Origin of the sequence: Paenibacillus sp. SN-8-1 (genome assembly GCF_050995535.1) — a bacterium.
Classification (GTDB): Bacteria; Bacillota; Bacilli; order Paenibacillales; family Paenibacillaceae; genus Fontibacillus.
The window spans coordinates 341,517-366,775 of sequence record NZ_CP194782.1 but is presented as its reverse complement, the minus strand read 5'-3'; the positions used below and the strand labels follow the sequence as shown (position 1 = coordinate 366,775).

At 51.1% G+C, this 25,259-nt stretch carries 19 protein-coding genes and 1 riboswitch; of the genes, 8 read left to right on the top strand and 11 right to left on the bottom strand.

What is annotated here, in order from left to right; all coding sequences use genetic code 11:
* Positions 1-92 precede the first annotated feature (92 nt).
* Positions 93-974, bottom strand: a complete 882-nt coding sequence (locus ACRRNK_RS01870; RefSeq protein WP_433945135.1) for an AraC family transcriptional regulator — start codon at positions 972-974, stop codon at positions 93-95.
* 150 nt (positions 975-1,124) lie between these two features.
* Here ACRRNK_RS01870 and ACRRNK_RS01865 point away from each other — a divergent pair, with 150 nt between their 5' ends.
* Positions 1,125-2,567, top strand: a complete 1,443-nt coding sequence (locus tag ACRRNK_RS01865) for a hypothetical protein (protein ID WP_433945134.1) — start codon at positions 1,125-1,127, stop codon at positions 2,565-2,567.
* Positions 2,568-2,744 carry a hypothetical protein gene (locus tag ACRRNK_RS01860; RefSeq protein WP_433945133.1) on the top strand — a complete coding sequence of 59 codons (177 nt, stop codon included), beginning with the start codon at positions 2,568-2,570 and terminating at the stop codon, positions 2,742-2,744.
* A 97-nt stretch (positions 2,745-2,841) separates the two neighbouring features.
* On the opposite strand, the gene ACRRNK_RS01855 is transcribed toward ACRRNK_RS01860, so the two are convergent.
* The 3 genes from ACRRNK_RS01855 to ACRRNK_RS01845 all read right to left on the bottom strand — a co-directional run bounded on the left by ACRRNK_RS01855 (position 2,842) and on the right by ACRRNK_RS01845 (position 4,771).
* A complete protein-coding gene (locus ACRRNK_RS01855; protein ID WP_433945132.1) occupies positions 2,842-3,312 on the bottom strand; it encodes an NUDIX domain-containing protein in 471 nt (156 codons plus the stop codon).
* Between the two features lie 89 nt (positions 3,313-3,401).
* Positions 3,402-4,403, bottom strand: coding sequence for an arsenic resistance protein (locus ACRRNK_RS01850; protein WP_433946773.1), 1,002 nt, complete (start codon positions 4,401-4,403; stop codon positions 3,402-3,404).
* A gap of 29 nt (positions 4,404-4,432) precedes the next feature.
* A complete protein-coding gene (locus ACRRNK_RS01845) occupies positions 4,433-4,771 on the bottom strand; it encodes a MerR family DNA-binding protein (protein ID WP_433945131.1) in 339 nt (112 codons plus the stop codon).
* Positions 4,772-4,853: 82 nt separating this feature from the next.
* Here ACRRNK_RS01845 and ACRRNK_RS01840 point away from each other — a divergent pair, with 82 nt between their 5' ends.
* The 3 genes from ACRRNK_RS01840 (at position 4,854) to ACRRNK_RS01830 (ending at position 9,129) form a co-directional block, all read left to right on the top strand.
* A complete protein-coding gene (locus ACRRNK_RS01840; RefSeq protein ID WP_433945130.1) occupies positions 4,854-5,060 on the top strand; it encodes a hypothetical protein in 207 nt (68 codons plus the stop codon).
* 380 nt (positions 5,061-5,440) lie between these two features.
* Complete coding sequence (locus tag ACRRNK_RS01835; protein ID WP_433945129.1) at positions 5,441-5,764, top strand: thioredoxin family protein; 324 nt, start codon at positions 5,441-5,443, stop codon at positions 5,762-5,764.
* Between the two features lie 17 nt (positions 5,765-5,781).
* The gene (locus ACRRNK_RS01830) at positions 5,782-9,129 is read left to right on the top strand and encodes an SNF2 helicase associated domain-containing protein (RefSeq protein ID WP_433945128.1); all 3,348 of its coding nucleotides are present in this window, start codon (positions 5,782-5,784) and stop codon (positions 9,127-9,129) included.
* 310 nt (positions 9,130-9,439) lie between these two features.
* Here the strand turns inward: ACRRNK_RS01830 and ACRRNK_RS01825 are convergent, their stop codons facing one another.
* The 4 genes from ACRRNK_RS01825 to ACRRNK_RS01810 form a co-directional block, all read right to left on the bottom strand.
* Positions 9,440-10,045 carry a pentapeptide repeat-containing protein gene (locus tag ACRRNK_RS01825; RefSeq protein ID WP_433945127.1) on the bottom strand — a complete coding sequence of 202 codons (606 nt, stop codon included), beginning with the start codon at positions 10,043-10,045 and terminating at the stop codon, positions 9,440-9,442.
* 60 nt (positions 10,046-10,105) lie between these two features.
* Positions 10,106-10,648, bottom strand: a complete 543-nt coding sequence (locus tag ACRRNK_RS01820) for a cysteine hydrolase family protein (RefSeq protein ID WP_433945126.1) — start codon at positions 10,646-10,648, stop codon at positions 10,106-10,108.
* 13 nt (positions 10,649-10,661) lie between these two features.
* Positions 10,662-11,783, bottom strand: coding sequence for a DUF2087 domain-containing protein (locus tag ACRRNK_RS01815; RefSeq protein WP_433945125.1), 1,122 nt, complete (start codon positions 11,781-11,783; stop codon positions 10,662-10,664).
* Between the two features lie 415 nt (positions 11,784-12,198).
* Positions 12,199-16,470: a M4 family metallopeptidase gene (locus ACRRNK_RS01810; protein ID WP_433945124.1), complete on the bottom strand. Its 4,272-nt coding sequence runs from the start codon at positions 16,468-16,470 to the stop codon at positions 12,199-12,201.
* Positions 16,471-16,562: 92 nt separating this feature from the next.
* Between ACRRNK_RS01810 and ACRRNK_RS01805 the strand changes: the two genes are divergently transcribed.
* Positions 16,563-16,712, top strand: coding sequence for a hypothetical protein (locus tag ACRRNK_RS01805; RefSeq protein ID WP_433945123.1), 150 nt, complete (start codon positions 16,563-16,565; stop codon positions 16,710-16,712).
* Between the two features lie 242 nt (positions 16,713-16,954).
* On the opposite strand, the gene thiC is transcribed toward ACRRNK_RS01805, so the two are convergent.
* Positions 16,955-18,724, bottom strand: a complete 1,770-nt coding sequence (gene thiC / locus ACRRNK_RS01800) for a phosphomethylpyrimidine synthase ThiC (protein ID WP_433945122.1) — start codon at positions 18,722-18,724, stop codon at positions 16,955-16,957.
* Between the two features lie 102 nt (positions 18,725-18,826).
* Positions 18,827-18,937: riboswitch (TPP riboswitch) on the bottom strand.
* A gap of 393 nt (positions 18,938-19,330) precedes the next feature.
* Here thiC and ACRRNK_RS01795 point away from each other — a divergent pair.
* Entirely contained in the window at positions 19,331-21,679 is a 2,349-nt protein-coding gene (locus tag ACRRNK_RS01795; RefSeq protein ID WP_433945121.1) for a UvrD-helicase domain-containing protein, read from the top strand.
* 267 nt (positions 21,680-21,946) lie between these two features.
* On the opposite strand, the gene ACRRNK_RS01790 is transcribed toward ACRRNK_RS01795, so the two are convergent.
* Positions 21,947-23,257 carry an amidohydrolase family protein gene (locus ACRRNK_RS01790; protein WP_433945120.1) on the bottom strand — a complete coding sequence of 437 codons (1,311 nt, stop codon included), beginning with the start codon at positions 23,255-23,257 and terminating at the stop codon, positions 21,947-21,949.
* Between the two features lie 157 nt (positions 23,258-23,414).
* Between ACRRNK_RS01790 and ACRRNK_RS01785 the strand changes: the two genes are divergently transcribed.
* A complete protein-coding gene (locus ACRRNK_RS01785) occupies positions 23,415-23,846 on the top strand; it encodes a MarR family winged helix-turn-helix transcriptional regulator (protein ID WP_433945119.1) in 432 nt (143 codons plus the stop codon).
* 164 nt (positions 23,847-24,010) lie between these two features.
* Here ACRRNK_RS01785 and fabF read toward each other — a convergent pair whose 3' ends face one another.
* On the bottom strand, positions 24,011-25,249 hold the full coding sequence (gene fabF, locus ACRRNK_RS01780) for a beta-ketoacyl-ACP synthase II (protein WP_433945118.1): 1,239 nt from the start codon (positions 25,247-25,249) through the stop codon (positions 24,011-24,013).
* Positions 25,250-25,259: the final 10 nt, after the last annotated feature.

Sequence of the window (25,259 nt, the reverse complement as noted above, 5' to 3'; positions counted from 1 at the left end):
GTTGTGGCGTCTTTTTTAGAATCAACAGGCACAGTTACTTACTCTAGATTATACCAACCTGTACGATCTATATTCCCCTATTTAAATACAGATCATTCGGTACCTCTGTCCCTTGCGATGACAGGAATCCATATTTCGCTTCTGTACGTGGGAGAACTGGTATCCTTGTGCTCATTCCACAGGATCTCCGGACCTTCCGCAAGTTCATAGCTTGAGGACGGGAACCATTCGGCATAGATACGCCCCCATATATTTTGCAGAGTTGCCGGGAAGGGACCAACCGATTCAAATACGGCCCACGTACCTGAACGAACTTCAAGCTGTGCCAGATGGGCTGGGCAATCTTTTGTCGTTGCGGCACCAATATAATGATCGAGCTCTCCTCTTTCCTCCATCCGTCCCTCGGAAAAGTTCGTGGATGAGCTAATTATCCCTGTAGGCTCCACATTGGATAGCTCCTTGATGGCGGTAATCGTCTCCATATCCAGGCTCTCATACATGGAGGCGATCTCCGGATTCACTCCCTCAAATTGCATAGGCACCCTTCTCTTAATTCCTACAATACGAAATGCCTCTTTCTCAACAATACGGTAGTTCATTTCGCTGCCTCCTTGGATCACGATTTGAAAGGTCATAGGAGGATACGACTTAAGAAAGTGGCTTTGCTGTCTGGCTTCTGAAGGCCTCACCCCATGTAAGCTCTGAAAAGCTCTGGCAAAAGAGTCCGGCGAGCTGTATCCATATTTGACAGCCACATCGATAACCTTCATGCTGCTATGAATGAGATCAAATGCGGACAGAGTCAGGCGCCTGCGGCGAATGTACTCGGATAGCGGAATCCCGGCCAGGAATGAGAACATCCGGGTAAAATGGTACTCCGAACAACAAGCCCGCCTCGCTGCTTCTTTCATATCGATCTCGCCTGCAAGGTGTTCCTCAATATAAGCAAGTGCGCTATTCAGTCGTTCAAGCATCCTATTTGCTCCTTTCAGCATCAGAATATCAGGTCTAATTCGGTGCTACCCGATATTTCACGCACGATCCGGTCGGGTGAACATTTGCCCAGGCCCCTGCATACTGTATAGCACCTGTTATTAGAGGCGAAGAAAGGGTGCGTGGCTGGTATGGGCATTCAGTTAACCGCAATTCACTGGGTGTATCTGGCTTTTATTGTGTTTATTATGGGACTGCTGATCCGGCGGCGCGATACGACGATGATTTGTGTGGTGGGAATCTTCGCGCTGGGGTTGCTTGCTACCGAGACGCTTCATGGTTCGGTATCGGGGATATTCAGCTCCTTCATTTATGCGACCAAAGAGCTCATGGGAACCATCATGATCATCTCCATTATTGTGGCGATGAGCCGGGTACTCATTCGTACGGGTATCAATGAGACCATGGTGGCCCCTCTGACCCGTTTTCTGCGGACTCCGGCCATGGCTTACTGGGGAATCGGCCTCATTATGCTGGTAACCTCGTTCTTCTTCTGGCCCTCGCCTGCCGTGGCTCTGATCGGAGCAGTCCTTCTGCCGGTAGCGCTCCGCGTCGGATTGCCGGCCCTTGGCGCGGCCATGGCGATGAATTTGTTCGGTCACGGAATTGCCTTGTCAGGAGATTATATCATTCAAGGAGCGCCCAAGCTGACCGCAGATGCTGCGGGCCTTCCAGTGTCAAGTGTAATGGAGGCCAGCGTTCCGCTGGTTATTGTCATGGGTGTTGTGACAACGGTGGCCGCTTTCTGGATGATGCGTAGGGATCTGAGAAAAGGAACCTGGAGGGACGGACTTGTATCCGGAGCAGGCACCCCTGCGGGTCTAACCGCTGAGAATGAGGAGCAGCGGGCTCAGACCGTACATGGAATTGATAAGGAATCTCTTAAGCTCTCCCCCACACTCAGAAAAACTCTAGCCATCCTCATCCCGCTATTATTTATCTTGGACGTTACGGTGATGTTCCTGCTCAAGCTGCAGGGCGGAGATGCCACGGCGCTGGTGGGTGGCACAGCAGTGTTCATTCTGATCGCGGTTACTCTGCTTGCCCATAAGAGTCAAGGCCTTGAACAAGTCACGTCATATCTTATCGACGGCTTCGTCTTCGGATTCAAAGTATTCGGCCCTGTCATTCCGATTGCGGCCTTCTTCTATCTGGGAGATGCGGCATTTACCGAGCTGTTCGGCAAAGTTCTGCCCGAGGCCTCACACGGTATTGTGAACGACCTGGGCGTAGCCTTGGCCGCATCGGTGCCGCTGAACGGTGTGGTCGGCTCCGTCACACTTACCATCACGGGAGCCATTACGGGTCTCGATGGCTCCGGCTTCTCCGGGATCTCACTGGCCGGGTCCATCGCCCACCTGTTCGCTACAGCCATCGGCTCCGGTGCTGCAACCCTGACCGCCCTCGGGCAGGTAGCCGCCATTTGGGTCGGCGGCGGTACGCTGATTCCCTGGGCGCTGATTCCAGCCGCGGCGATCTGCGGCGTGAGCCCGTTCGAGCTGGCCCGGCGTAACTTGAAGCCGGTGCTGATCGGCCTGGCTGTCACAACGGTGGTGGCCATGTTCCTGGTGTAAGTGATAGGCGTAACGAGCCTGGACTACATTCAAGGCAGCCGATTGCACGCTGCTAGAGGCTTATTAGGCAGCATTCATACCAGCCGGAGCAGCTGCGCTGCTTTGACTGGAGGATTGGAACGGGCTCTCTCTGCCGCCGATATGATCGGCGGCTTAATTTTTCAGGCTATTTACTAAAGTAATGTTGCTATCTGAATTTTAAAAATCCGAGCAGACTCAACCAACAAATAGCTGGTCTTGCTCGGTCTACGAACTGTCGTACTCGAAGTCGTTCCTAAAAAAGTGTCCTCTCGGAGCTGCTCGGGTAAAAGACCTCTCTTGGATAAGGGATAGCTAGCTTGGGTATTGAGTCAACATTAAAAAATTGTAGCTCCGCGGATTCCCCATCAACTGCTTCTAAATTCCCACTATTAATAGTGCATTCAAACATGACAATGATGTATTCTACCTGATTGCCGTCAGGATAAGTAAATCTAAAGTCTTTCCCGCCAAAAATACCAATCACTTTCGTAGGGCTAACCTTCAACCCTGTTTCTTCCCAAACTTCTCGAACGACAGCCTCAGCAGGTGTTTCTCCAATTTCAATAGCACCTGCCGGCAAACTCCAAATGTCACTATTAAGCGATGGTCGTTGAAACAGTATCTCCCCTCTTCGATTGCGAATAATAGCTGCTACACTTGGATTAAAGATTAATTCGGATCCTATCTTCTTACGCAAATTTAAATAATATTCAGATATTGGCAAGCCATTCACCACCTTGCTAATTTTGTAATCCTTAAGCCATTTGAAAGAACGAATCTCTGGTGGTAAAAGATGCAACTGGAGCACACACGTTACTCGGTATCATTTTCATTCCAATCAACATTATCACGGAGCACCAAATTAGGAACAACACGAACATAGATAAGCTCGCCTGCAAGCTCGACAATAGTCTGTGTTACAATAATTGCTGCTACTAGCGTGCTCCATTTTTCAGGTAAGGCCAGAGCAAGTGGAAGAACTACAAGAGAATTACGGGTTCCCGCACTAAAAATAACAGCCCGCCCTGATCTGATGTCCAGGCGAAACCATTTTACGATAAACCGGGTAATGATCGGCATTATGAACATGAATGCAATATAGATCGGAATCACCTTGATAATCAGATCCCAGTAGATGGACAGCTTACTAATTTGCGTGGATACAACCATAAACAGTGTAAGAGCCATCAGTGGGACAGGAAGCCATGCGGACACATCTATCAGGAGTTGACCACCGCTTCGAGTTTTTTTAGAGAACAGTTGCATGATTATTGCCAGCAGAAGCGGTAACACGATGATAATAAGAAACGCTTCGATAAAGGGGCCTGGCTTCACAACTTCAGATGTCTTTTTGCCCATGAAAACCCATAGATACAAGGGTAATAACAACATTTGCGTCACAAAAAGTATCGGTGTTGATAAGAGCATTGCCTTTTCATTTCCACGGCCTAAATGGGTAAATACGATGACATAGTCTATGCAGGGTGCAAGTAGAACAAGATACACACCCAATAATACAGGAGATTGATCCGGCAAAAACCGAGATAAAAACCAGACGACAATCGGTACCGCAATATAATTGGCGGTTAGAATGGCCAGGATAAACCGTCGATTTCCAAGTGATTCCTTAATAGATGTAAATGGAATCTGTGTAAACATTCCAAACATTAAACCAGCGATGACGATAGAAATAAGGATGTGATTATCTAATATCGTCATTCGTGTAGGCGCTAATAAGCCAAGCCCGGCTGCCAGCACCAATACAGCGACATAAAGCCAAATCTGCTTTTGTTCAAGCTTTTCCCGAGCTGTCATTCCGTTACCTTCTCCTTCAACTCTTGCCTCTAACACGAGCCTTCATTTTCTATTTTATCCTTGCATTCCGACCAAGTAAGGCATTTGCAGCTTAACCCGCTATCTAAAATCTGAATCATCGAATTCAGCTGTTTCTTTCGTTCTTCTAGCTCAGAGCGTTTCTGCCGTGCCATCTGCTCCCATCGATCTGAAAGCGCATCGCCTGGTTCAAAGCCTTCTAGCAAAACAGCAATTTCCTGAATACTAAACCCTGTTTGTTGTGCAACTTTAATAAAATGGATGCGATCCAGAAGCCGCTCGTCATATCGGCGCTGGCCATTCGCACGCTCTGGGGCAGGAAGCAGCCCAATGGATTCATAATGATTCATATCATAACTTCAATTGAAAGGTGATGTAAATGAAAAAAGGGAGTTGGCTGGCTGGTCTAGGATTATTAGGAGCTTGTGCTTTATGCTGCGCATTGCCGCTGCTTGGGGGACTGACAGTTTTGGGGGTATCCTCTTTCTTCTTGAATCCGCTTATTTTGGCGGGTATCGCGCTTATATTCGTGATAGTAGGGATCGTTATTTATCAAAGACGAAAAACAAACGGATCGTCTTGCAAAACAACAGGATGCGGCTGCAATTCCTGCAAAGCGAAGGGAGCTTAGTGATATGAACAAAGAGTTCATAGACTTGAAAACTACTTAACAAAGCTGACTGATGTGTATATGTGGAGAAATTCAAGTTAACGGGCTTAAGCCAATCTTGTGTTATATAAGATTGAAATCAAGTTAGCGAGAGTGACTGGTTTTTAGGATCCTTTGCGTTCTGTGCAACAGAGCCTAAAAACCAATCACCGAGCTGGATTAACAAGTATCGCAAATAAACCCCCGATTGGCCCGGTTCACCATCTACCATCCGCCTAATCCCCTACGTTCATCACATCCGCAAGCCTCTGCGCCCCCTCTGAGTCAAGACTCGTAATTACTCCCGTTCAGGCCTATACTGGTAGTATTGTAATTAAGCCTATATAACGCCAGGAAAGGGAGTGCGGCGATGCCACTTCTAGAAGTAAAGGAACAGGAGCTTGTCCGCGGGACCCATACTACAAACGGCAGGGAAGCTGTCTTCTTCTATACCGCTCTATGCGGCACCTGCCAGCTAGGCGAACGGATGCTGGAGATTGTGCAGGCTGCTGATCCGTCTATCCAGATTAGTAAAATCAACATTAATTACGCCCCGGTGCTGCGCGAACAATGGAGAATTTCCAGTGTGCCTTGTCTGGTTCTGCTTGGAGATGGTGAGCCTGTCAGGTTCGAGTACGCGATGCAGTCCGTGGATCATCTATATAAGCTTTTGCAGCATCATTTCCTTACCTAATAGAAAGGACCAGCACAATGAATTTTCAGCTGACACAGCGAATAATTAAATTGCTATGCGGGCCGAAATCCTTTGAGCGGGGAGAGGCCTATTACGAGGAGGGACGGGTCAAATTCGAAAATTATGATCCCGGTTCCGGAATCTTCGAGGCGGCTGTCCGCGGTAAACACAGCTATAACGTTCAGGTCGAAATCGACAGTAACAGTGATGTGGATGCTAAATGCACCTGCCCTGCTTATTATTCCAGCTTCCAGTACTGCAAGCATATTGCGGCTGTCCTGCTCAGCATCCATCAGACCGAGCATGGTGGTTACTCCCCGGTTCGCCCCATTCTGTCCGGCGGAAGTATGAATCCCAGCATGGCAGAGGAATCCGGGAAGAGAAAGCCCCTGCGCGTGTACCATTTCGAGGGCTCGGAGCATCTTGAACCGCCCAAGGGTTCCAACGGTGATTCCCGACTTGCCGGGGAGCTGCTTGGATTATTCCGGGATAAGCCTGCGCGTCCAAGCGCCACCCGTCTGTTCGATCCAAGAGAGCAGCTGGATGTGGAGTTCATCTGCAGGCCTTTTGCCTATGGCCATAATAAATTTATGTTCGGGGTCGAGATGAAGGTCGGCTCGAAGAGGCTCTATATTGTTCAGAAAATCCGGGATTTCCTGGACCGAATCGAGCGGCGAGACTCGATGATGTTCTCCAAGCATTTCAGCTACGTCCCCGAGCTGCACAGCTTCGGTCCCGAGAATGATGCCGTGATCCAGCAGCTCATTAACATATACCAGCATGAGAAAATGTACCGAGAGACTCTAAGCACCTACTCGGCCTATACGAACAAGTCCAGCGGCGACCGCATGCTGCCCGTTCCACCTTCCTTCTGGGAGGCCTTGTATCCCCTGCTTACGGCAGCTCCTTCAGTGAAGCTGATTCAGGAGGAACGAATATACGAAGGGATTCATCTGTCGGAAGAGGGGCTGCCACTGCGGTTCGAATTCGATCAAGCTGTCCGCGAAGGCTATCAATTGGACATTCAGGGTCTGGAAGAGCTTACTGTGCTTGAATCCTATGGCATTGTCCTCTCTGAAGGCAGACTGCTCAAGCTGCCTGCCGGACGCTGCAAGCGGCTCCTTGAACTGAAGATGATGCTGGATACCTCGCGCGACTCCCGAATTCTGATCTCCGCGCAGCAAATGGAACCTTTCATGGAGAGGGTCGTTCCTGGACTGATGAAGCTCGGTGAGGTTCATATCGCCGAAGCAGTGTCGGATCGGATCATGAAGACCGCACTCAAAGCGAGGCTCTATCTTGACCGGATTAGAGACAAGTTGCTCGCAGGTCTTGAATTCCAGTATGGCGACATTGTCATTAATCCACTGGAGACTGGGGGCTCACAGCGCGGGGAAGGCCGAATTCTTATGCGCGATGGCGAGAAGGAACGGCAGATTCTTGATCTCATGGAGCAGAGTGCCTTCGCGATGAGCGAGAGCGGCTACTTCATGGAGGACGAGGACGGGGAGTATGAATTCCTGTATCATATTGTGCCGCAGCTGGAGAAGCTCGTGGAGGTATTCGCCACTTCTGCAGTCAAAGTCAGAATCATGGCACCTTCCACCCCGCCCAAAATTCGTGCCGATATCGATGAGCGTACCGATTGGCTGGAGTTCCGCTTCGATATGGAAGGAATTCCGGAGTCTGAAATACGGAATCTGCTGAAGACGCTGGGCGAGAAACGCAAATATTACCGGATGTCTAACGGCTCCCTGATGCCGCTCGAAAGTGAGGAGTTCCAACAAATTGTAAGGCTGATCAATGAAGTTGGCATTCGTCTTAGCGATGTCGAGGGGTCCCAGGTTCGTGTGCCTGTTGTCCGGGGCCTCCATCTGCTGGATGCTCAGGAGCAGCGCAGCTCGCTAATCCTGGGCAAATCCTTCCGGCGCCTACTAGAGAATATGCGTAGTCCCGACAATCTGGAGTTCCCTGTTCCAGCCACGCTGGATAAGGTTCTTAGGGATTACCAGAAATATGGTTACCAGTGGATGAAGACGCTCGCCCATTATCATTTCGGCGGAATTCTTGCCGATGATATGGGACTCGGCAAGACGCTGCAGGCGATTGCCTTTATCGTCTCGGTGCTGCCCGAGGCCAGAAGCCAAGAGCTGCCGATCCTGGTCGTTGCTCCGGCCTCGCTTGTCTATAACTGGCGGAATGAGCTGAGAAGATTCGCACCCGAGGTGCGGGCGGTCATTGCCGATGGAAGCCCAAGCGAGCGAAGCCGATTGCTCCGCCGAAGCTCTGGGGCGGAGGTCATCATTACCTCCTATCCGCTTCTTCGGAAGGATAAGGACCTGTATGCGGCTGAGCCTTTCCATACCTTGATTATGGACGAGGCCCAAGCATTCAAGAATCACGGTACGCTGACCGCGCAGTCTGTTAAATCGATCGAGGCCAAGTACCGCTTCGCCCTTACCGGGACCCCAGTCGAGAATGGGCTTGAAGAGCTATGGTCCATCTTCAGCGCCGTGTTCCCGGCCTTGTTCCCGAATCGTCAGGCATTTAACGACTTCCCTCGGGAGACCATAGCCAGACGGGTTCGCCCTTTTCTGCTGAGACGTCTGAAGTCGGATGTCCTGAAGGAGCTGCCTGAGAAAATCGAGACCGTACAGGCCTCTGAACTGCTGCCTGAACAGAAGAAGCTGTATGCGGCTTACCTCGCCGAGCTGCAGGCGGAGACCCTCAAGCACCTCAAGGAGGATGATCTGCAGAAGCACCGGATCAAGATCCTGGCCGGGTTAACCCGGCTTCGCCAGCTCTGCTGCCACCCCGCCCTGTTCGTCGAAGGGTATAACGGGAGCTCCGCCAAGTTCGAACAGCTGCTGGAGATCATCGATGACTGCCGCAGTGCAGGCAAGCGAATGCTGATCTTCTCGCAGTTCACCCAGATGCTCGGCCTCATCCGGAGGGAACTCGGATACCAGGGTGTACCGCATTTTTACCTGGACGGTCAGACCCCTGGCGCGGAGCGGGTTGAGCTATGCAGCCGGTTCAACGAAGGAGAAGGCGACCTGTTCCTGATCTCCCTCAAGGCCGGTGGAACCGGTCTGAACCTGACCGGTGCGGACACGGTCATTCTGTACGACCTCTGGTGGAATCCCGCGGTCGAGCAGCAGGCTGCCGATCGGGCACACCGGATCGGACAGAAGAATGTCGTGCAGGTCATCCGCCTTGTCTCCGAAGGTACGGTAGAGGATAAGATGTACGAGCTTCAGCAGAGGAAGAAGAATCTGATTGAGGAAGTCATTCAGCCGGGACAGGAATCGTTATCTTCCCTCTCCGAGCAGGATATTCGCGAGATTCTAAATATAGAGCTGTAATCTAAGCCGGTTTTGTTCTCCGGATTTCGGGCCGCAATGTGTGATAAATTAAACAAAAGCACCACCATCTAAGGAGTCATTTCACTCCCGAGAGGTGGTGCTTTATTTGTGACGAGCAAAACTCATAACTCATTATTTCCTTGGAAGTTAACGGGGTAAGGAGACCGGATCCGTTCCAGACGCCCTGACTTCTCAGGAATATAGCTAGTGCGTGTTAGGCGTTGTTGTACTGAGGAATTCACCCTGTCAAGCTTCTTTCTAGCAAGCATAGTCTAGTTCAGCGGCTTTACTCTAGTCGACATTCATCACGCTAATCCACCTTCGCCCCGAAAGCCCGCATGAAGGATACGGCCTGATTCCCATCCATTCGGGTCCCCTCAACAGAGAACGACCGGAAATCGACCCCATCCATCTCCGCCCCGCGCAGATCGGCTCCCTTCAGCTTCGCCTTGGCGAATTGCGTCCGTGTCAGCTCCGCATTCCTAAGATCCGCTTTCTCCAAATTGGCACCTGTGAGGTCGGCTTCGATCAGACGAATGCCCCGCAGGTCCTGCTTGGCCAGACCCGCGAATCGGAGATTGGTATAGGACCAGTCTCCTTTATTGATCGTGATTCCATCCAGCTGGGCTTTGGTGAAGTCGGAGCCCGTCATTTTACACTCGGTGAATTTCGATACGAACAGATTGGCATCATGGAAGATGCAGTTCTCAAAGGCCGACTCCGTATGGGTCGACGCATTCAGATGCGCGGCAGTGAAGTCACATTCTATGAAACGGCATCCCGCCGTGGTAATCTCCTCCAGCGAGGTTCCGATGAACCGGCAGCGCACGAACGTACAGCGGGTCAGTTCCCCGTCTCTTTGATCCGTCCGGCTGAAGTCTACTTCGTTAAACTGTTGATCGATATATTGATACATCGCCTGTCCTCCTGTCTCCCGGACAATTTCTGTATCTATAGTGTAACTGTTAAAGACGATTTAGAACACAACCTCTTTCGCACAACTGAGCTCAGCGAACTGGCTGCCAAGAACTATATTATGATGTTCAATGATCTGCTGTGCTGTTAGATTCTCGGAATCAAAGGTGCTGTGTCCGTCCGAGACTAGAACGTTAGCGTAACCAAGACCGTAAGCAGATCGGCACGCGGATTCCACACAGTACTCCGTTTGTACTCCCGTAATGATCAGACGTGTGATACCAAGCTCTTGTAACTTCACATGAAGCTCAGTTCCCATAAAGGGATCCGCATGGTACTTAACCATAGTCAGATCCCCTTCCTTCGGAGCAATCTCGGGATGGATTTGCCACAAGGGTTGTCCCAATGCGTGGGGAGACTCTCCCTCTTCAGTATGCTGCATATATATAATCGGCGCTGCGGCTAAGCGAGCTTTCTGAATAAGTGACTGAATCTTGTGAAGCAGCTCCTCACCCTGGTACAGCTCTTTTCCCCCATACTGAGCCCATATGAAAGGAGCTACCTGCACATCCACGATAAGCAGCGCACTCTGTTGTTGATTCATTCAGGTCCCCTCCTTAATTATGATAACCTCTGTCTCCAAAAGGCTGGAGCTCATTAATCCACTTCTCCTTCATCTTCTTCAGCGTATCCTTCATATCCAGGCGCACGCCTTCCTTCTCCTTCACCGTCTCAAGCACCTCGATCACAAAATTCTCCTTGCCCATCTCGCTCCATTCCTGCTGGAGCTTCTTGCACATATGAGAACCCATATTGAGTGAGAACTCCTGGCCATTAATGGATTTGAGATTCGGCGTACTTTCCACAAAAATCTTACCGTTCTTCTTATTCTTAATCTGGAACACGCCTGCTTGAGTCTTGATTTCCTTCGCCATCAGCTTCAGTTCTTGTCTTCGGTCCACCGCATTCTCCTCCTGCTCTGTCGCCGGCCCGCCAAGCCAATACTCACTTCCGTCCGGCTGTCTGTTCATGAATCCATACTCAATCAAATAACGACGCAGTAATGCATAATCCTCAAAAGCTTCACTCAGAATCTCGTTAACTTCCTTCTCCGTATAGATCCGCTCCGGTTCAAACCGCTTGGACAATTCATTCAGGATGATCAGCTTCTGCTTCTCCCGCATGGCGAAGCTCTTCAGCGGGCCATTCGTTCCCGACGGGAAATACTTGGCGAGGACCTTCTCCTTCTCAGTCTCTGTAATCCGGTAGCGATCATCCTTACTGCCGCCTGCCTGAACCCTCAGCACAGCAGGCGCGTGCTTATCCTTCGTTCTTAGAAGCTCCATAATGGCGAGGAATACCCTAGCCTGCCGCTCCTTCTCCTTAAGCACGAACCTGTGGTTACGTATGGTCGAGGTGCTTCCAACCCCCAGCTCCTGCTGCACTTCCTTGTCACTCTTGCCTTGGTAGAATAGCTTCAGCAAATTGCTTTGAATTTCGGATAACCCGCTAAAGCTTTTGTCCAGACTAATGAGATATTCAAAGGCGGAGCCATGCTTCTTCTCAATATGCAGACGAACATATTTCTCGGTCTCATACAGCACATCATCTTCGGGGTAGATGATCCCCTTCTCAAAGCTTTTGCCGCAGCAAATACATATATAAAAGTCATCCTTCTCCATATAGCCGCGTTCAAGCTCCAATAAAGACGAGTTCCAAATCAATTCTGAATCAACCACGGTTTAATCACTTCCCATCGTTTGCTTATTTATAGACATTTTATAATTATGTTTGATTAATGTCAACTCATTCCAACTAAGACTCATTTATATGACACTATGGAGTTATGCGCGGCGCTCCGCGAACGGATCGTTGCTCTCATCGCTGTTGTTTCCAGATTTATTGGAAGTTATTTGGTGGTGTAAATCTGGAAACAAAGGCGACCGCTGGCGCTTTTCCGCAATCGTTCCGTTCACTCCGCTGGGATGCAGCATGAACAGACATCTTACTTGTGTAGTTCAAGGAAGTCATCCTTTTACGTACGAAAATTGAAGTACCACCTCTAAGTACGCCAAAACGGCAGGCCACCGATAATCCGGGGACCTGCCGTTTTATAAATTTAGTATCTATTTTATATTAAAGGACTACTCTAAATCACTCCATGAGCTGTCCAAACACCAGCAGGCGCTTCAGAACCACCGTTGCTTCTGCCCGGGTAGACGCCGCTCCCGGTCTGAACAGACCACCGCTTCCCTGAAGTAATCCCGCGCGGACAGCCGTATCCACCGACGACACTGCCCAGGCAGCTACAGTACCCCGGTCCTTAAAGATTTCAATTCCCTTTCCGCCATCTGCCGCCTGCCTGCCCAGCAAATTCATTGCAGATCCGAGCATCGCGGCCATTTCCTGCCGGGTAACCGGGGCATTGGGATTGAACCGATTAGCACCTGTTCCTTTGATCAGATCAGCTTGATAAGCCGATTCAATTGGAGCTGCGTACCAAGCCCCAGGTTTAACATCCACGAAGCTCGACTGATTCTGTGTCAAGCTCAGTCCGAGTGCACGTACCATTAACGTTGCAAATTCTGCCCGTGTAATCTGACGGTTCGGCTCGAACTTGCTTGCAGATACGCCTTTTACCAGAAGCTTGGAAGCGAGCAGCTCAACATCCGCTCTTGCCCAGTGGCCTGTAAGATCACTGAAGCTTTTGCTGGCTGCAACAATACCATACAGGCTGGTATGCGTAGTTAGAATTTGAACGGCGTCATAGCCGTCTTCCTTTACCTTTACAGCTGGGACAAAGAGAAGCTCCCCATCCGCGCCGAGGGTAACCGCGGTCCAGTTCTGCGTAATACCTGCAGGAAGCCTTAGCGTTCGAGCGGCATACTCCCGGCCAAAATCTTGCAGCATCACTTTCTGGACATTGTTTGTCAGGGCTACCTCGAATTGGGCCGGCTGAATCAGGTTACCTGCTGCTGATTTGGAGATTGCCTGGCTCCACTGGGCGTTCCCGGCTGAATCGGCCCGCTTGACTGTAACCTCAACTCTCCAGCCTTCGGCCGAGCTTCCCGTCCGAGCAGTTACCACGCCCTGCTTAAGTACTGATAACGGCAGCGTAAAGCTTCCCGCACTTGATCTTAGCTCAATACCTGCACCTGGTATAGCTGGGGCATTTTTCAGCTCATTAAGAGGATAGGTCACTTTCCATGAGTCAGCTTCGTTATCAAGCCTAATCAACCAGACTTTATCTGCTGAAGACATCCGCCCCATTGCACTATTGACTGTATCAGCAGTCACGTTCAGCACCGCTTCCCGCTGTCCTCCCTGCTGCGTGCTCTTCACTTCATCCGAAGCAGGTACATATTCAAAACCTGATGCTGTATCCTTGAAAGAACCGTTTCCTGCTGAAGTCCCCGGCTGCTCTGGAGCTTCGGGCGCACCGCCGCCTCCGCCGGAACTGCCTCCCGAGCTTCCGCCGCTGCTGCCTGAGGATCCTCCGCCTGAGCCGCTATCTCCGCCTCCAGAGCTTCCACCACCAGAGCTTCCGCCGGAGGTACTGCCTCCACCGGAACCTCCACTCCCAGCGTCACCAGAGCCTGACCCGCCAGATCCACCTGCGGGGTCTGTTGGAACAGATACCGGATCAATGAAGTCGAGGGTGAAGACGCCTGCTGTCATCTCCGCAGCCACACCCGTAATGTATCCAGGCTTGACCTTCACTGTAACTACAGCATCGTCTGCATTCGTATGGCGAAGGGCCTTGCCCGTGAAGCGAATCAGCACCAGCTGATCACTGCTTCTCATAACTTCATAACCGAGACCTGCTGGAAGTCCCTGGAGCACGATCCCTCCTGTCATATCCTGAACAAATGTTCCGTGGTCTACATACAGGGACTGTGCTGTGGATACGGTACCGTCATTGCTCAAATCCTCCTGAATGACAGGATTCAGCACAGTGAGGACGGGCTGTCCCGCATACTGAGCCGCCGTATGAACAGGTACTCCAGTAACACTTGCCTGAACATTACCAGCCGTATCCTTGGCCAGGAAATAAATCATGTAATCCTGATCCGGACTGAGCTTATCGAAATACAGATCCGCCTCCTGACCCGCTGATACATTCGAAGGCGCAAGCTGCTGCAGTGCTTCAAGGGTCGGCTTGGACTGACCTGCCGGAACAGGCAGGGCATATACAGACGCGTTCTCATCCGTCTTCACCAACATATGAAGAGAGTTGTCCGTTACGACGCCTGCTTTTGGATAACCACTCGCAAATACTGGCGCTGTCGTATCTACAGGCTTAACCTGCTGCTTAGTCACAAACGACACCTTCACCGGAACGCTGCTTACGTTCCCCGTCGTATCGTAGGCTGCCAGATAGACAGCATAGGACGTCTGGGGATTCAGATTGCCGAAGGTCAGCGTAAGATCCTGGTAGGCGGCAATGTACTGGGAAGCGGACTTCTTGAGATCCACTAGGGTTGGTGCGGGATCAGAAGCCGGCTGAACCTTGGCATATACCTTGGACGCTTCATCCACATTCAGAACCACTTCAGCCGACACATCGGTCACCGTTCCTATACGCGGATATCCCTGGGCAAAGGCAGGGGCCGCGGTATCCGCAGCCTGAATGCCTACCGAATTCCAGGCGCTTGTCACCGCCTGGATAATCTGTTGTCTAGTATACTGATATTCAGGATGAGCCTTCACATAATTCTGTGCGGCACTTTCATACCCGTTCGCCGCATCCACGAAATTCGAGTTAGGCACAAGATAATTCGTTAATACGTCATAAGCCATGGAAGCAACTGCATCCTTGGCGCCAGCTGTACCCAGAAGCGGCTCCAGATTGGCCACCATGAGGTAACCGGCACGATTGGGGATCCCGCTGTTCGTATGCACGCCCCCATTATCATGGGTACTGTCATTGGGGAGGTACACATACTTGCTCATTTGATCCGGCTGGGGTGAGAGAACGGCCGGATCCCCCGGAGTCTTCATATTCCGCAGTGCCCGGTGATCCAGCCTTAAGTCTTCGCCGATTAACCACCACTTGGTATCGCCGGGATCATAATTTGATTCAATTAATGCGCCCAGCAGATCGGAAAAGGACTCATTGAGCGCGCCGGATTGATTCTGATATTCCAGATTCGCCGTCTTCTCAGTCACGCCATGCGTCATTTCATGGGCAACAACATCCAGTCCGCAGGACAAGCAGTCAAATCCTCCTCTAGAGGACCCGCTTCCATCCCCGTACAGCATGTACCCCCCGAACCACGCGGCATTATCCCAGGCTCCGCCTTGATTGGTAGTGCTCCATAGATCAGGAATATGGACAATCGAGATAATAGAATTGCCTTGAGCACTTATGCTGTTTCTCCCAAACTTGTTGTAATAATAGTCATAGACCTTGCCCGCGTTAAAGTGAGCGTCTACAGCCTGACGATCCGTAAAAGTCGTAGTAGAACTTTCAACATTCTTATAGTAAATGCTGCCAGAGCTATCCGTTCCGTTATAAGCAAAGGTGAATACACCACGATCGGTATCCGTGTACATCTGCCACATTGGCTTGGTGATATCCAGCAGCTGATATCTGCTCGTGGAAGGCTCTTTATAAATATTTAGCGATTTCGTATCCCCGTTGAATCCTGTACTGACACCCGTCGTCATATTGGACGGATTCATGCTTCTTGCCTGATAGGAAGTGCTGTATTCATTAAGAATAGTGCCGTTCTCGGCATCGACATAGGCTGTCCATTTACCGGGATGGGGCATAAGGTAGTTCACGTCTACCTCGTAAGCGAGACGGTATCCTTGTTCGGCTGGATAGATAATTAGCTTGGCCGTGGGTGCCGAGGTATTAAGCGCCTTCTGACCAAGATTCACAGGACTCCAGCTAATCTTCGTCCCCTCCTGATCTTCAATCCACTGCTTGAGGATCGCTACAGCTTGACTTGCGCTGATGGATGCTGTGAGATGGTCCGGCATAACCGCCGCTTCTGGCTCAGTACGGCTCGCAACCTCCTCGACCTGCTTGTTCTCGTCAAGGTGAACCCGCATATACTTGCCGTATACCGGAATCCCTTGATACTGCTGCTGATACAGAAGATGGGTCTGGTCGGTACCATCATCCTGTCTCTTATCAATAAGCTTCAGATTCATCTGCGGATCCGTTAATCCCGTAAGCTCCTTATTCTCCTTCAAAAAGTTCATTACCGAGCTGTCGCTTGACAGACTTGGCGATGTTATATCTTTGTAAAAACGGGATTTGTCCTCAGCCTGCTGCCCTTCATTCGTACTCTTCTGCAAGACAATCTGCTCATCCCCGGCAGATGCCTGAGCAGTGCCTATCCCCCAAGCTCCATTCGAGATGCAGACTACGGATAGCATCACCATGATCATCCTAGTGAATTTGTTGCTCTTCAAGGCCGCGCTACCTCCTCGTTCCCTGCTATATTTTAGTAGACTATTGATCTATATAAAACGCAGTTAGAAAAGTGACATGCAGGAGAGACGTAATGGAGGGAAAGCTTGGAACTGTAGGAGCGAATGCGATCGCCTTTGTCTCCGGATTTTATCCGCAAAGCGGTATAAATCAAAAAATCTGGAGACAACAGCGGCCGAAAGTCCAAGCATTTCCTGTAGTTACGGCGTACCCCAAAATGTAAAGATCTTAACTGCGTTTTATATAGACGACTAGACGGATGCATTAGAAGCTCTCCTTACTCTATTTCAATCCCGTCGTCACGAAATGAACCAGAAATCCTATTCTCTTAACCTATTTATCTATTATATCGAATTTGCAGCCACTTTTTATAGGATTCTTCGATGTTATCAAATATTTCGACACGATAAAAAGCAAAAGAGCCCTCGGGATCACTATCCCCTCGGGCTCTTCTATGAATTGAATTTATTTATAGATTACGCTGCCTGTCTCCTTGAACTCCTTCGACTTGGCTTCCATTCCCTCCTGGATTGCCGCTTCGCTATCTAGTCCATTCTCCTTCGCATACTGGCGAATATCCTGCGTAATCCGCATACTGCAGAATTTCGGGCCGCACATGGAGCAGAAGTGAGCCGTCTTGGCTCCCTCTGCAGGAAGGGTCTCGTCATGATATTCCATCGCCCGCTCCGGATCGAGCGAGAGGTGGAACTGATCTCTCCAGCGGAACTCAAAGCGCGCTTTGGAGAGCGCATTATCCCGGTCCTGCGCGCCAGGGTGGCCTTTAGCCAGATCAGCGGCGTGAGCAGCTATTTTGTAAGTGACAACGCCTTCTCTTACATCCTCTTTATTCGGCAGACCGAGGTGTTCTTTCGGGGTTACATAGCACAGCATGGCAGTTCCGAACCACCCGATCATGGCGGCGCCGATGGCTGAAGTAATGTGATCATACCCCGGCGCAATATCAGTCGTCAGCGGGCCGAGCGTGTAGAAGGGAGCCTCATCACAAATTTCCAGCTGCTTATCCATGTTCTCCTTGATCAGGTGCATCGGCACATGGCCCGGTCCTTCAATCATCACCTGCACATCATGCTTCCAGGCAATCTTCGTGAGTTCCCCAAGCGTCTCAAGCTCCGCAAATTGCGCTTCATCATTCGCATCCGCAATGCTGCCCGGGCGAAGGCCGTCGCCAAGCGAGAAGGCGATATCATAGGCCTTCATAATCTCGCAGATTTCCTCAAAATGCGTATACAGGAAGTTCTCCTGATGGTGCGCCAGACACCAGGCCGCCATAATCGAGCCGCCGCGGGAGACAATTCCGGTCAGGCGCTTCGCCGTAAGCGGGACATAGCGCAGCAGCACACCAGCATGAATCGTGAAGTAATCTACCCCCTGCTCGGCCTGCTCGATAAGCGTATCGCGGTATACTTCCCAGCTCAGGTCCTCGGCTTTGCCATTCACCTTCTCCAAGGCTTGATAAATCGGTACGGTTCCAATCGGTACAGGAGAGTTGCGGACAATCCACTCCCGGGTGGTATGAATGTTCTTGCCCGTAGATAGGTCCATAATCGTGTCCGCGCCCCAGCGGGTCGCCCAGGTCATCTTCTCCACTTCCTCTTCAATAGAAGAGCCCACAGCCGAGTTCCCGATATTGGCATTAATCTTAACAAGGAAATTCCGGCCGATAATCATCGGCTCGCTCTCCGGGTGATTGATATTGTTAGGAATGATAGCCCTGCCGCGCGCTACTTCGTCACGCACGAACTCGGCTGACACATTCTCGCGGATCGCAATGTACTCCATCTCCGGTGTGATGATCCCCTTACGTGCATAGTGCATCTGAGTTACATTATGGCCCGGCTTCGCCCGAAGCGGACGTCTGCCTGAATCCGGGAACTGCTGTGTATTCGCCCTTGGATCGTCGGTTAGATAGCCGTTATCCTCCGGCTTGATCTGTCTTCCTTCATACTCCTCCACATCCCCGCGCTCCCTAATCCAGGCCCGGCGGTTCTCAGGAAGCCCCTTCTTAATATCCGTCTGTGCCTCGGCATCGGAATACAGGCCGCTCGTATCATACACGCGGACCGGCGCATTCTCATGACTGCCATAGCTGTCTGAAGTGGGGCTGAGTGCAATCTCGCGCATAGGCACGCGGATATCCGGGCGCGAGCCTTCCACATACACCTTGCGGCTGCCCGGCAGGGCAGAAGTTTGAAGCTGAATTGTCTCTTTGGTCATAACAAAAAAAGCCTCCTCTGTGATTTATCCGAGAAAGGCCGAGCGTGTAAATGGACATAACAAGACCTCTTTATTAACATAAAAGGTCTCTTGAATTAGACAGACTTCGTCCATTTCAATTCCTCCGCTGGCATTACCCAGATCAGGTATAACGGTCGATAGTGGAATTCCTACCCTCTCAGCCCAAAACCTTGAGCTCCCGCTTGATATGCAGTTGTCGGTATAGAAGTTGAACTATTGATTTACATGTTAGTCAGCCGTGTGAAATGTTCTTACGATCGCTGTTGCTCTCAGACTTCTTAATAGAGGTTATAAAGGTAGAAGTCCGAGAGCAAAGGCGAACGCTATGCTTCTCCAGAATCATTTCACACTCTTGCCTATAAGTAATTCTTAATTCAACTTATATACCATCTTAACTTAACCATGCTAGATTTACAATCATATACCGAAAATGCTGAATTTTCCAGAACCCTGGTCGGCTAACCTCCGTTTTTGCCACACTTCCCAGTGCTCTACTTATTGTATGTTTGGAAGAATAGAGGTATGCTATTAAGCTGAATTAAAATATGTATTCGATTACGTTAACGAATAATGAAGGTGAATTTGATGGGAGAATCCATTTTCAATAAAATACCCTCGGGCGCGGCTCAGCAGCGCGTTCCCGAAGCCAGAATGGCCGCTGCCAGGACCAGCCGCGAAATTGTCGGCACAAGCGATCCGGATGCGGGTTATTTCCGTACGCTGGAAGCCAGCGGTATTCTGCTGAACACCTCGCAGATTGCAGCGGTACGTCATTTCAAGGGGCCGCTGCTTACCCTGGCCGGAGCCGGGTCCGGCAAAACTTCAGTCTTGATCTGCCGCACTGGCTACCTGCTTTCGGTAAGACGTGTAGACCCGCGGGAAATCCTGCTGCTCACCTTCTCCAGCAAAGCCGCTCAGGAGATGCGGGACCGGATTGCCGTTCTGCCCGGCATTCATCCACAGGATATCCGCCTCCTGCAGGCACGGACGTTCCACTCCTACTTCCTGCAGCTGATACGCAGGCAGGGCAATGAACTGGAGATCTGGAGCGAGACCCGCAGACAGCACATCCTGCTCAAGCAGATGATGCGGGAGATGGGCCTCCAGGATGCTTATCAGCCAGAGACCCTGCTGTCTATGCTCTCATCGTATAAGACCAATCTGATTGATATCTCCTACATACCCGAAGATAGTGTGACCGAGCGGGAGACCAAGCGGATTCTTATGCAGTATGAACAGTGGAAGCTCGATCACGAGAAGATGGATTTCGACGATGTTCTGATCCTGGCCTACCGATTGCTGAAGGGAAGTCCTGCCCTGCTGCGCACCATTCAGGACCGCTTCCGTTATATTATGGTGGATGAATTTCAGGATACGAATCATCTCCAGTATGAGCTGGTCAAAATGATTGCAGCCCCGCAGGATCACCTCATGGTGGTTGGCGATGATGATCAGACGATCTATTCATTTAATGGGGCCCGCAGCGAGTATATTTTGGAATTCGAGAAGACTTACCCTAAGGCCAAAGTCATCACGCTTAATATCAATTATCGCTCCGGCACACGGATTGTCGGTCTGGGCAATGAAGTGATCCGGCACAATAAGCACCGCAGAAGTAAGACACTGGAGGCTGTAAGATCAGGTGCGTCAGGGCCGATGTACACGCGCCCGCTCTCCAGTGACGAGGAAGCGCGGCTAGCCTTGGACCGTATCGAGCATGAGGTCCGGGCCGGTAAGCGAACTTACGGGGACTACGCCGTTCTCTACCGGGCAACCAGCAACAACCGGGCCATTCTGGAACAGCTTATGATCCGTGAAATCCCTTATATTGAGTATGGAGATGGACAACTTCTCTATGAGAATGCCCTTGTTCTTCCGATGGTGGACCACTTAAGACTTGGCCTCAACCGGCGCGACTTCACCGCCATGGAGAGTGTGCTGCCGACCCTCTATATTAACCGGGAACGGGGAATGTCCCATATTGTCCAGCAGGAATCGATTCGTGCCAAGAAAGGCCCGCTAGTTCATCTGCTGACCTTGTCCGGGCTGAAGGACTTCCAGTTAGCCAAGATCCAGGACAGGCTGGAGCTGATCCGCAGCCTATCGTCCATGAGGCCTGCGGCGGCCATCTCCCTAATGAGGGAGAAATTCTACAATGCTTATGTCGAGGCGGATGAGCGGAAGCTGCTGACCCAGCACAAGGAAATGATTAAGGAAATGCTGGACGAGCTGGAGGCCTCGGCTGAACGCTTTGATACGGTGGCAGGCTTCCTTGGATTCATCAGTGATGTGATCCAGAAGAGCCGGGAGCAGAGCAGCGACAAATCCCGGGAACAAGGGGACCGTGTTGCTCTGATGACCATTCACCGGTCCAAGGGTCTGGAGTTCCCGGTCGTCATGCTGATCGGCGCCATTGAAGGCAGTCTGCCGCACAGCTCGGCGATCGAGGCCGACCGCATGAAGGACACCGCTTATCCCGAAGCGGGCGGTGCTTCCAAAGGCACCGCCGCCCTGGAAGAGGAGCGGCGGCTTGCCTACGTCGCGATCACCCGCGCCAAGGAGGAGCTGATCATCAGCTCCCCCGCAAGGTACCGCGGCAAGAAAGCGGCCGTCTCCCGCTTTCTGCTCTCGGCCTTCGGCGGAGAGGCAGCCGAAGGCACGGTCACCACTTCGAGCGCTTCGCGGGCTCGAAGTGAAGTGGCTGCGGGCTCGGGCTACGCCCGCAGCGGGAGCCGATCTTCGGGCGCTTCGCACGCCCGAAGCGGCAGTTCAGCGGCGGCGAAGCGAACGGAGAGCGTCGCCGCCTGGCTGTGCCAAGGTCCAGGCTGTATCGCCTGGACCCGGGTTGCGGCGAGGGACCATGGCCTCGCCGCGAAGGCCTGCCCCCTGTGCGGGAAGCCCATGCACAGGGGACGCAAGGACGTGCCGGTCTGACCGCGGCACGTCCACGCTTGCCTTGCCGGAAGGCTACGCCGCTTCCGGCCACTTCGTAGACAGACTAACATAGTAGACCGAGCAGCTCTCTAAGTACGGACATGAATGATGTCCATACTTAGAGGGCTGTTACCTATACACGCATCCTGTTCAACTATAGGGCAGTTTCATTACAAAGACGAACAGCAGATTAGTTCAAGAAGTAAAGTACCTGCCACAAAAGTGGATCTTTTTTGCAAATAACATATTATTACAAGAGTAAATTGATTAGTTCAGTTTTTGTACACCTTTGAACCATACGGCTTTAATGGACAGGGTATCCGAGATATGGGTTGTCGGATCGCCATGGACCAGTACAAGGTCAGCACGCGTACCTTCGGTAATACGGCCACGATCATGTAGACCGAACCGACGAGCCGGTTTCGAGGTAGCCGACTGAAGCGCCTCAATCGGAGTGAACCCGGCTGTAACCAGCAATTGCAATTCATGATGTACGCTGGCACCATGAGCAAGACCGCCAAGGTTCGGAACGGGAACCGGCGCAACATCGGTTCCTACCAGAATATCAACCCCGGCACGGTGAAGGTCCATCACATTCTTAAAGCTGTTCTCCATATTGCCTTGCGGGAACGTATTGAAGCTTGAGTTCAAAATATCGATCCACTCCGGACTTAACTTGGAATGAACACGTGGATCATTTGCCAATTCCGATGCCGGATTTCCAATAATCGATGAATTCAACACCAAGCACGGTGTAACAAAGGCACCTGATTCTGCTATGGACTTCACTAATTCGGGCGTGTTCTCAGGTCTGTCGATAAACAAGTGCCCCAAACCGTCGACTCCAAATTCGATGGCTTCTTGCGATGAAAGAGCTGTCAGAACATGGGCGATGACCAGCTTATCGAACTTGTGTGCTTCTGTCACGGCTGTTTTTAAAATCTCGTCGCTAAGTAAAGGCAGGCCAGGTGCACCCATAACCGTTCCTTCTTCAATCATGATCTTAATATAGTCGGCTCCATTCTCCACTTGAGTATGCACATGTTTAATCGCTTCTTCCACCGTTGTCACTTGCGGTATTTCCTCGTGATCGTGCGCATATGCAGCCAGCATCGCTTCCCGGTCTTCTTCCGATAACTTCTCTAGTTCCTTTAATACGAATTCCGGTATTTCATCTCCATCCGGCAGTAATTCATCCGGGTGTCCACCTGGAGCAGTGATCGCTGTGCCAGCAGAACGGACGTCGGCGGCGTCATTCACATTTTTCAACTGAATCTCGCGCCCTCTTTTAGTAAAATCGCCGTTCATTTCAAGTTCTGTTGTAACCCCGAATTTCAAGGCATCTCGTAATCCGCCGATTGAGGTGTGGACATGCGCATCAATCAGACCAGGCATAAGAGTGGCATTTCCTCCATCGATAATCGTTGCATCTGCCGGAATTTCTCCGCCCACTGAAATAATGGATTCCCCTTGTATGACAACATGTCTAGATGCAATAATCTGATCTCCATCGAAGATACGTACATTTGTAATCGCCGTAACTTGTTCTAGAGCCGTGTTTTGAGATGCCTTTTCCATTTGAATTCCTCCTAAGTGTGTGTGGACCAACAATCCGAAGTATAATCGTTAGTTCCCTAACTGTCAACAAACTAACAATCGTTTGACAAGCTGCTAAGATCACTGTATAGTTTTGTTGCTTACAGTTAGATTCCTAACAATCACAGGAGGAATAGTTATGCAATCCCGAAAGAGTACGCCTTATCTGGATCTGTTTCAGCTTATCGGTCTTAAGTTAAAGAAAAGAGCGGACCAGAGTATAAAAGAGCTGGGTTTAAACGCTCAACAAGGAAAAGTAATCGAATATATTTACCAGAACCAAGATAATCATATTATTCAAAAGGATATTGCAGATCGATTTCACTTACGTGGAGCCAGCATTACAAGCATGCTTCAAGGTCTAGAACAGAAAGGGTTCATCGAGCGCAAAATCCCGCCCAATAATGAACGGCAAAAAAATATATATGCTTTGCCAAAAGCAATTGAACTGATCGAGGACTTTCAAGACTCGTTCCAAAAGGTGGAGGAAGAAATCGTGCAGGTCCTTACTGAGGAAGAAGAGCAAATCCTAAAGGAAATATTGATCAAAGTTAATGAACGCTTACGATAATGGACTGCATGCTCTTCAAATAGCGAAGGGGAATTCATAGTCCCAAGTAGGGTTATGAACTGGGGGGAGTAGCCAAACGAATCAGGAGCAGAATGCCAGCGGCATCCTGCTCCTGTTTGCTACATATGAACTGCTTGGTTCAGAACTTTACTTTTTCCTCCATGTCACCCCACATACTTCCTCAGCACAATCACCGCATTATGCCCGCCGAAGCCAAAGGAATTCGACAATCCAACCTCGAACCTGCCCGTCCGGGCCGTGTTCGGCACATAATCAAGATCGCAGCCTTCACCCGGCTGGTCCAGGTTGATCGTCGGCGGTACAATGCCTTCGCGCAGGGTCTGTACTAGAGCGACCGCTTCGGCTCCGCCCGCAGCTCCGAACATGTGGCCCAGCATCGATTTGTTGGCCGTGACCGGAACCTGGTAAGCTGCCTCGCCCAGCAGCTTCTTGATTGCCATCGTCTCCGCGATGTCGCCCACCTCCGTGCTGGTCGCATGGGCGCTGATTACATCGATATCCTGCGGGGTAAGACCCGCCGACTTGACGGCACTCTTCATCGCCAGATAACCGCCAATGCCCTCCGGGTGAGAAGCCACCATGTGGTAGGCATCCGAGCTTGCTCCGTAGCCGATCACTTCCCCATAGATTTGCGCGCCGCGCTTCAGAGCATGGGTCAGGGATTCCAGCACAAGGATGCCTGCACCCTCTCCCATCACGAACCCATCCCGGTCCGCATCGAACGGCCGGCTGGCCTTGGTAGGCTCATCATTTCGGACTGAAAGTGCTGTTGCATTCCCGAATCCGGCTAAGGCAATCGGATGCGCGGCAGCCTCGGTTCCCCCGGCAAAAATCACATCTGCTTCCCCGCTGCGAATCACACGCCAAGCCTCGCCAATCGCCGTATTTCCGATCGAACAAGCGGTGACCGGCGATAGCGTTGGCCCCATCGCGCCGAAGCGAATGCTGATGAGCGCGGCAGCCATATTGGAGATCATCATCGGGACCAAGCTGGGGCTGACTCTGCCCGGGCCGCGATCCCGCAGCAGATCCACATTGTTCACCAGGGTCTCAATCCCGCCAATACCTGAGCCTACATATACCCCGAGACGCTCACGGTCGATCTGATCCAGCTTCAATCCGGAATGCTCAAGCGCCTGCTCTGCTGCCGCCAGCCCGAGCTGGCTGAACCTGTCCATCTTCCGGGCTTCCTTGCGTCCCCATCTGCCTTCGGGGTCAAGTCCTCTAACCAGACCCGCAATCCGGGTCTTATATCCCGACACATCAAAGGTATCTATGGTGCTAATGCCTGACTTTCCTTCCTTGAGCCCGTTCCAGAATGTATCCAGCTCATTTCCAAGGGGCGACATAATCCCCATTCCTGTAATCACTACTCTTTCCATCTTGACAACT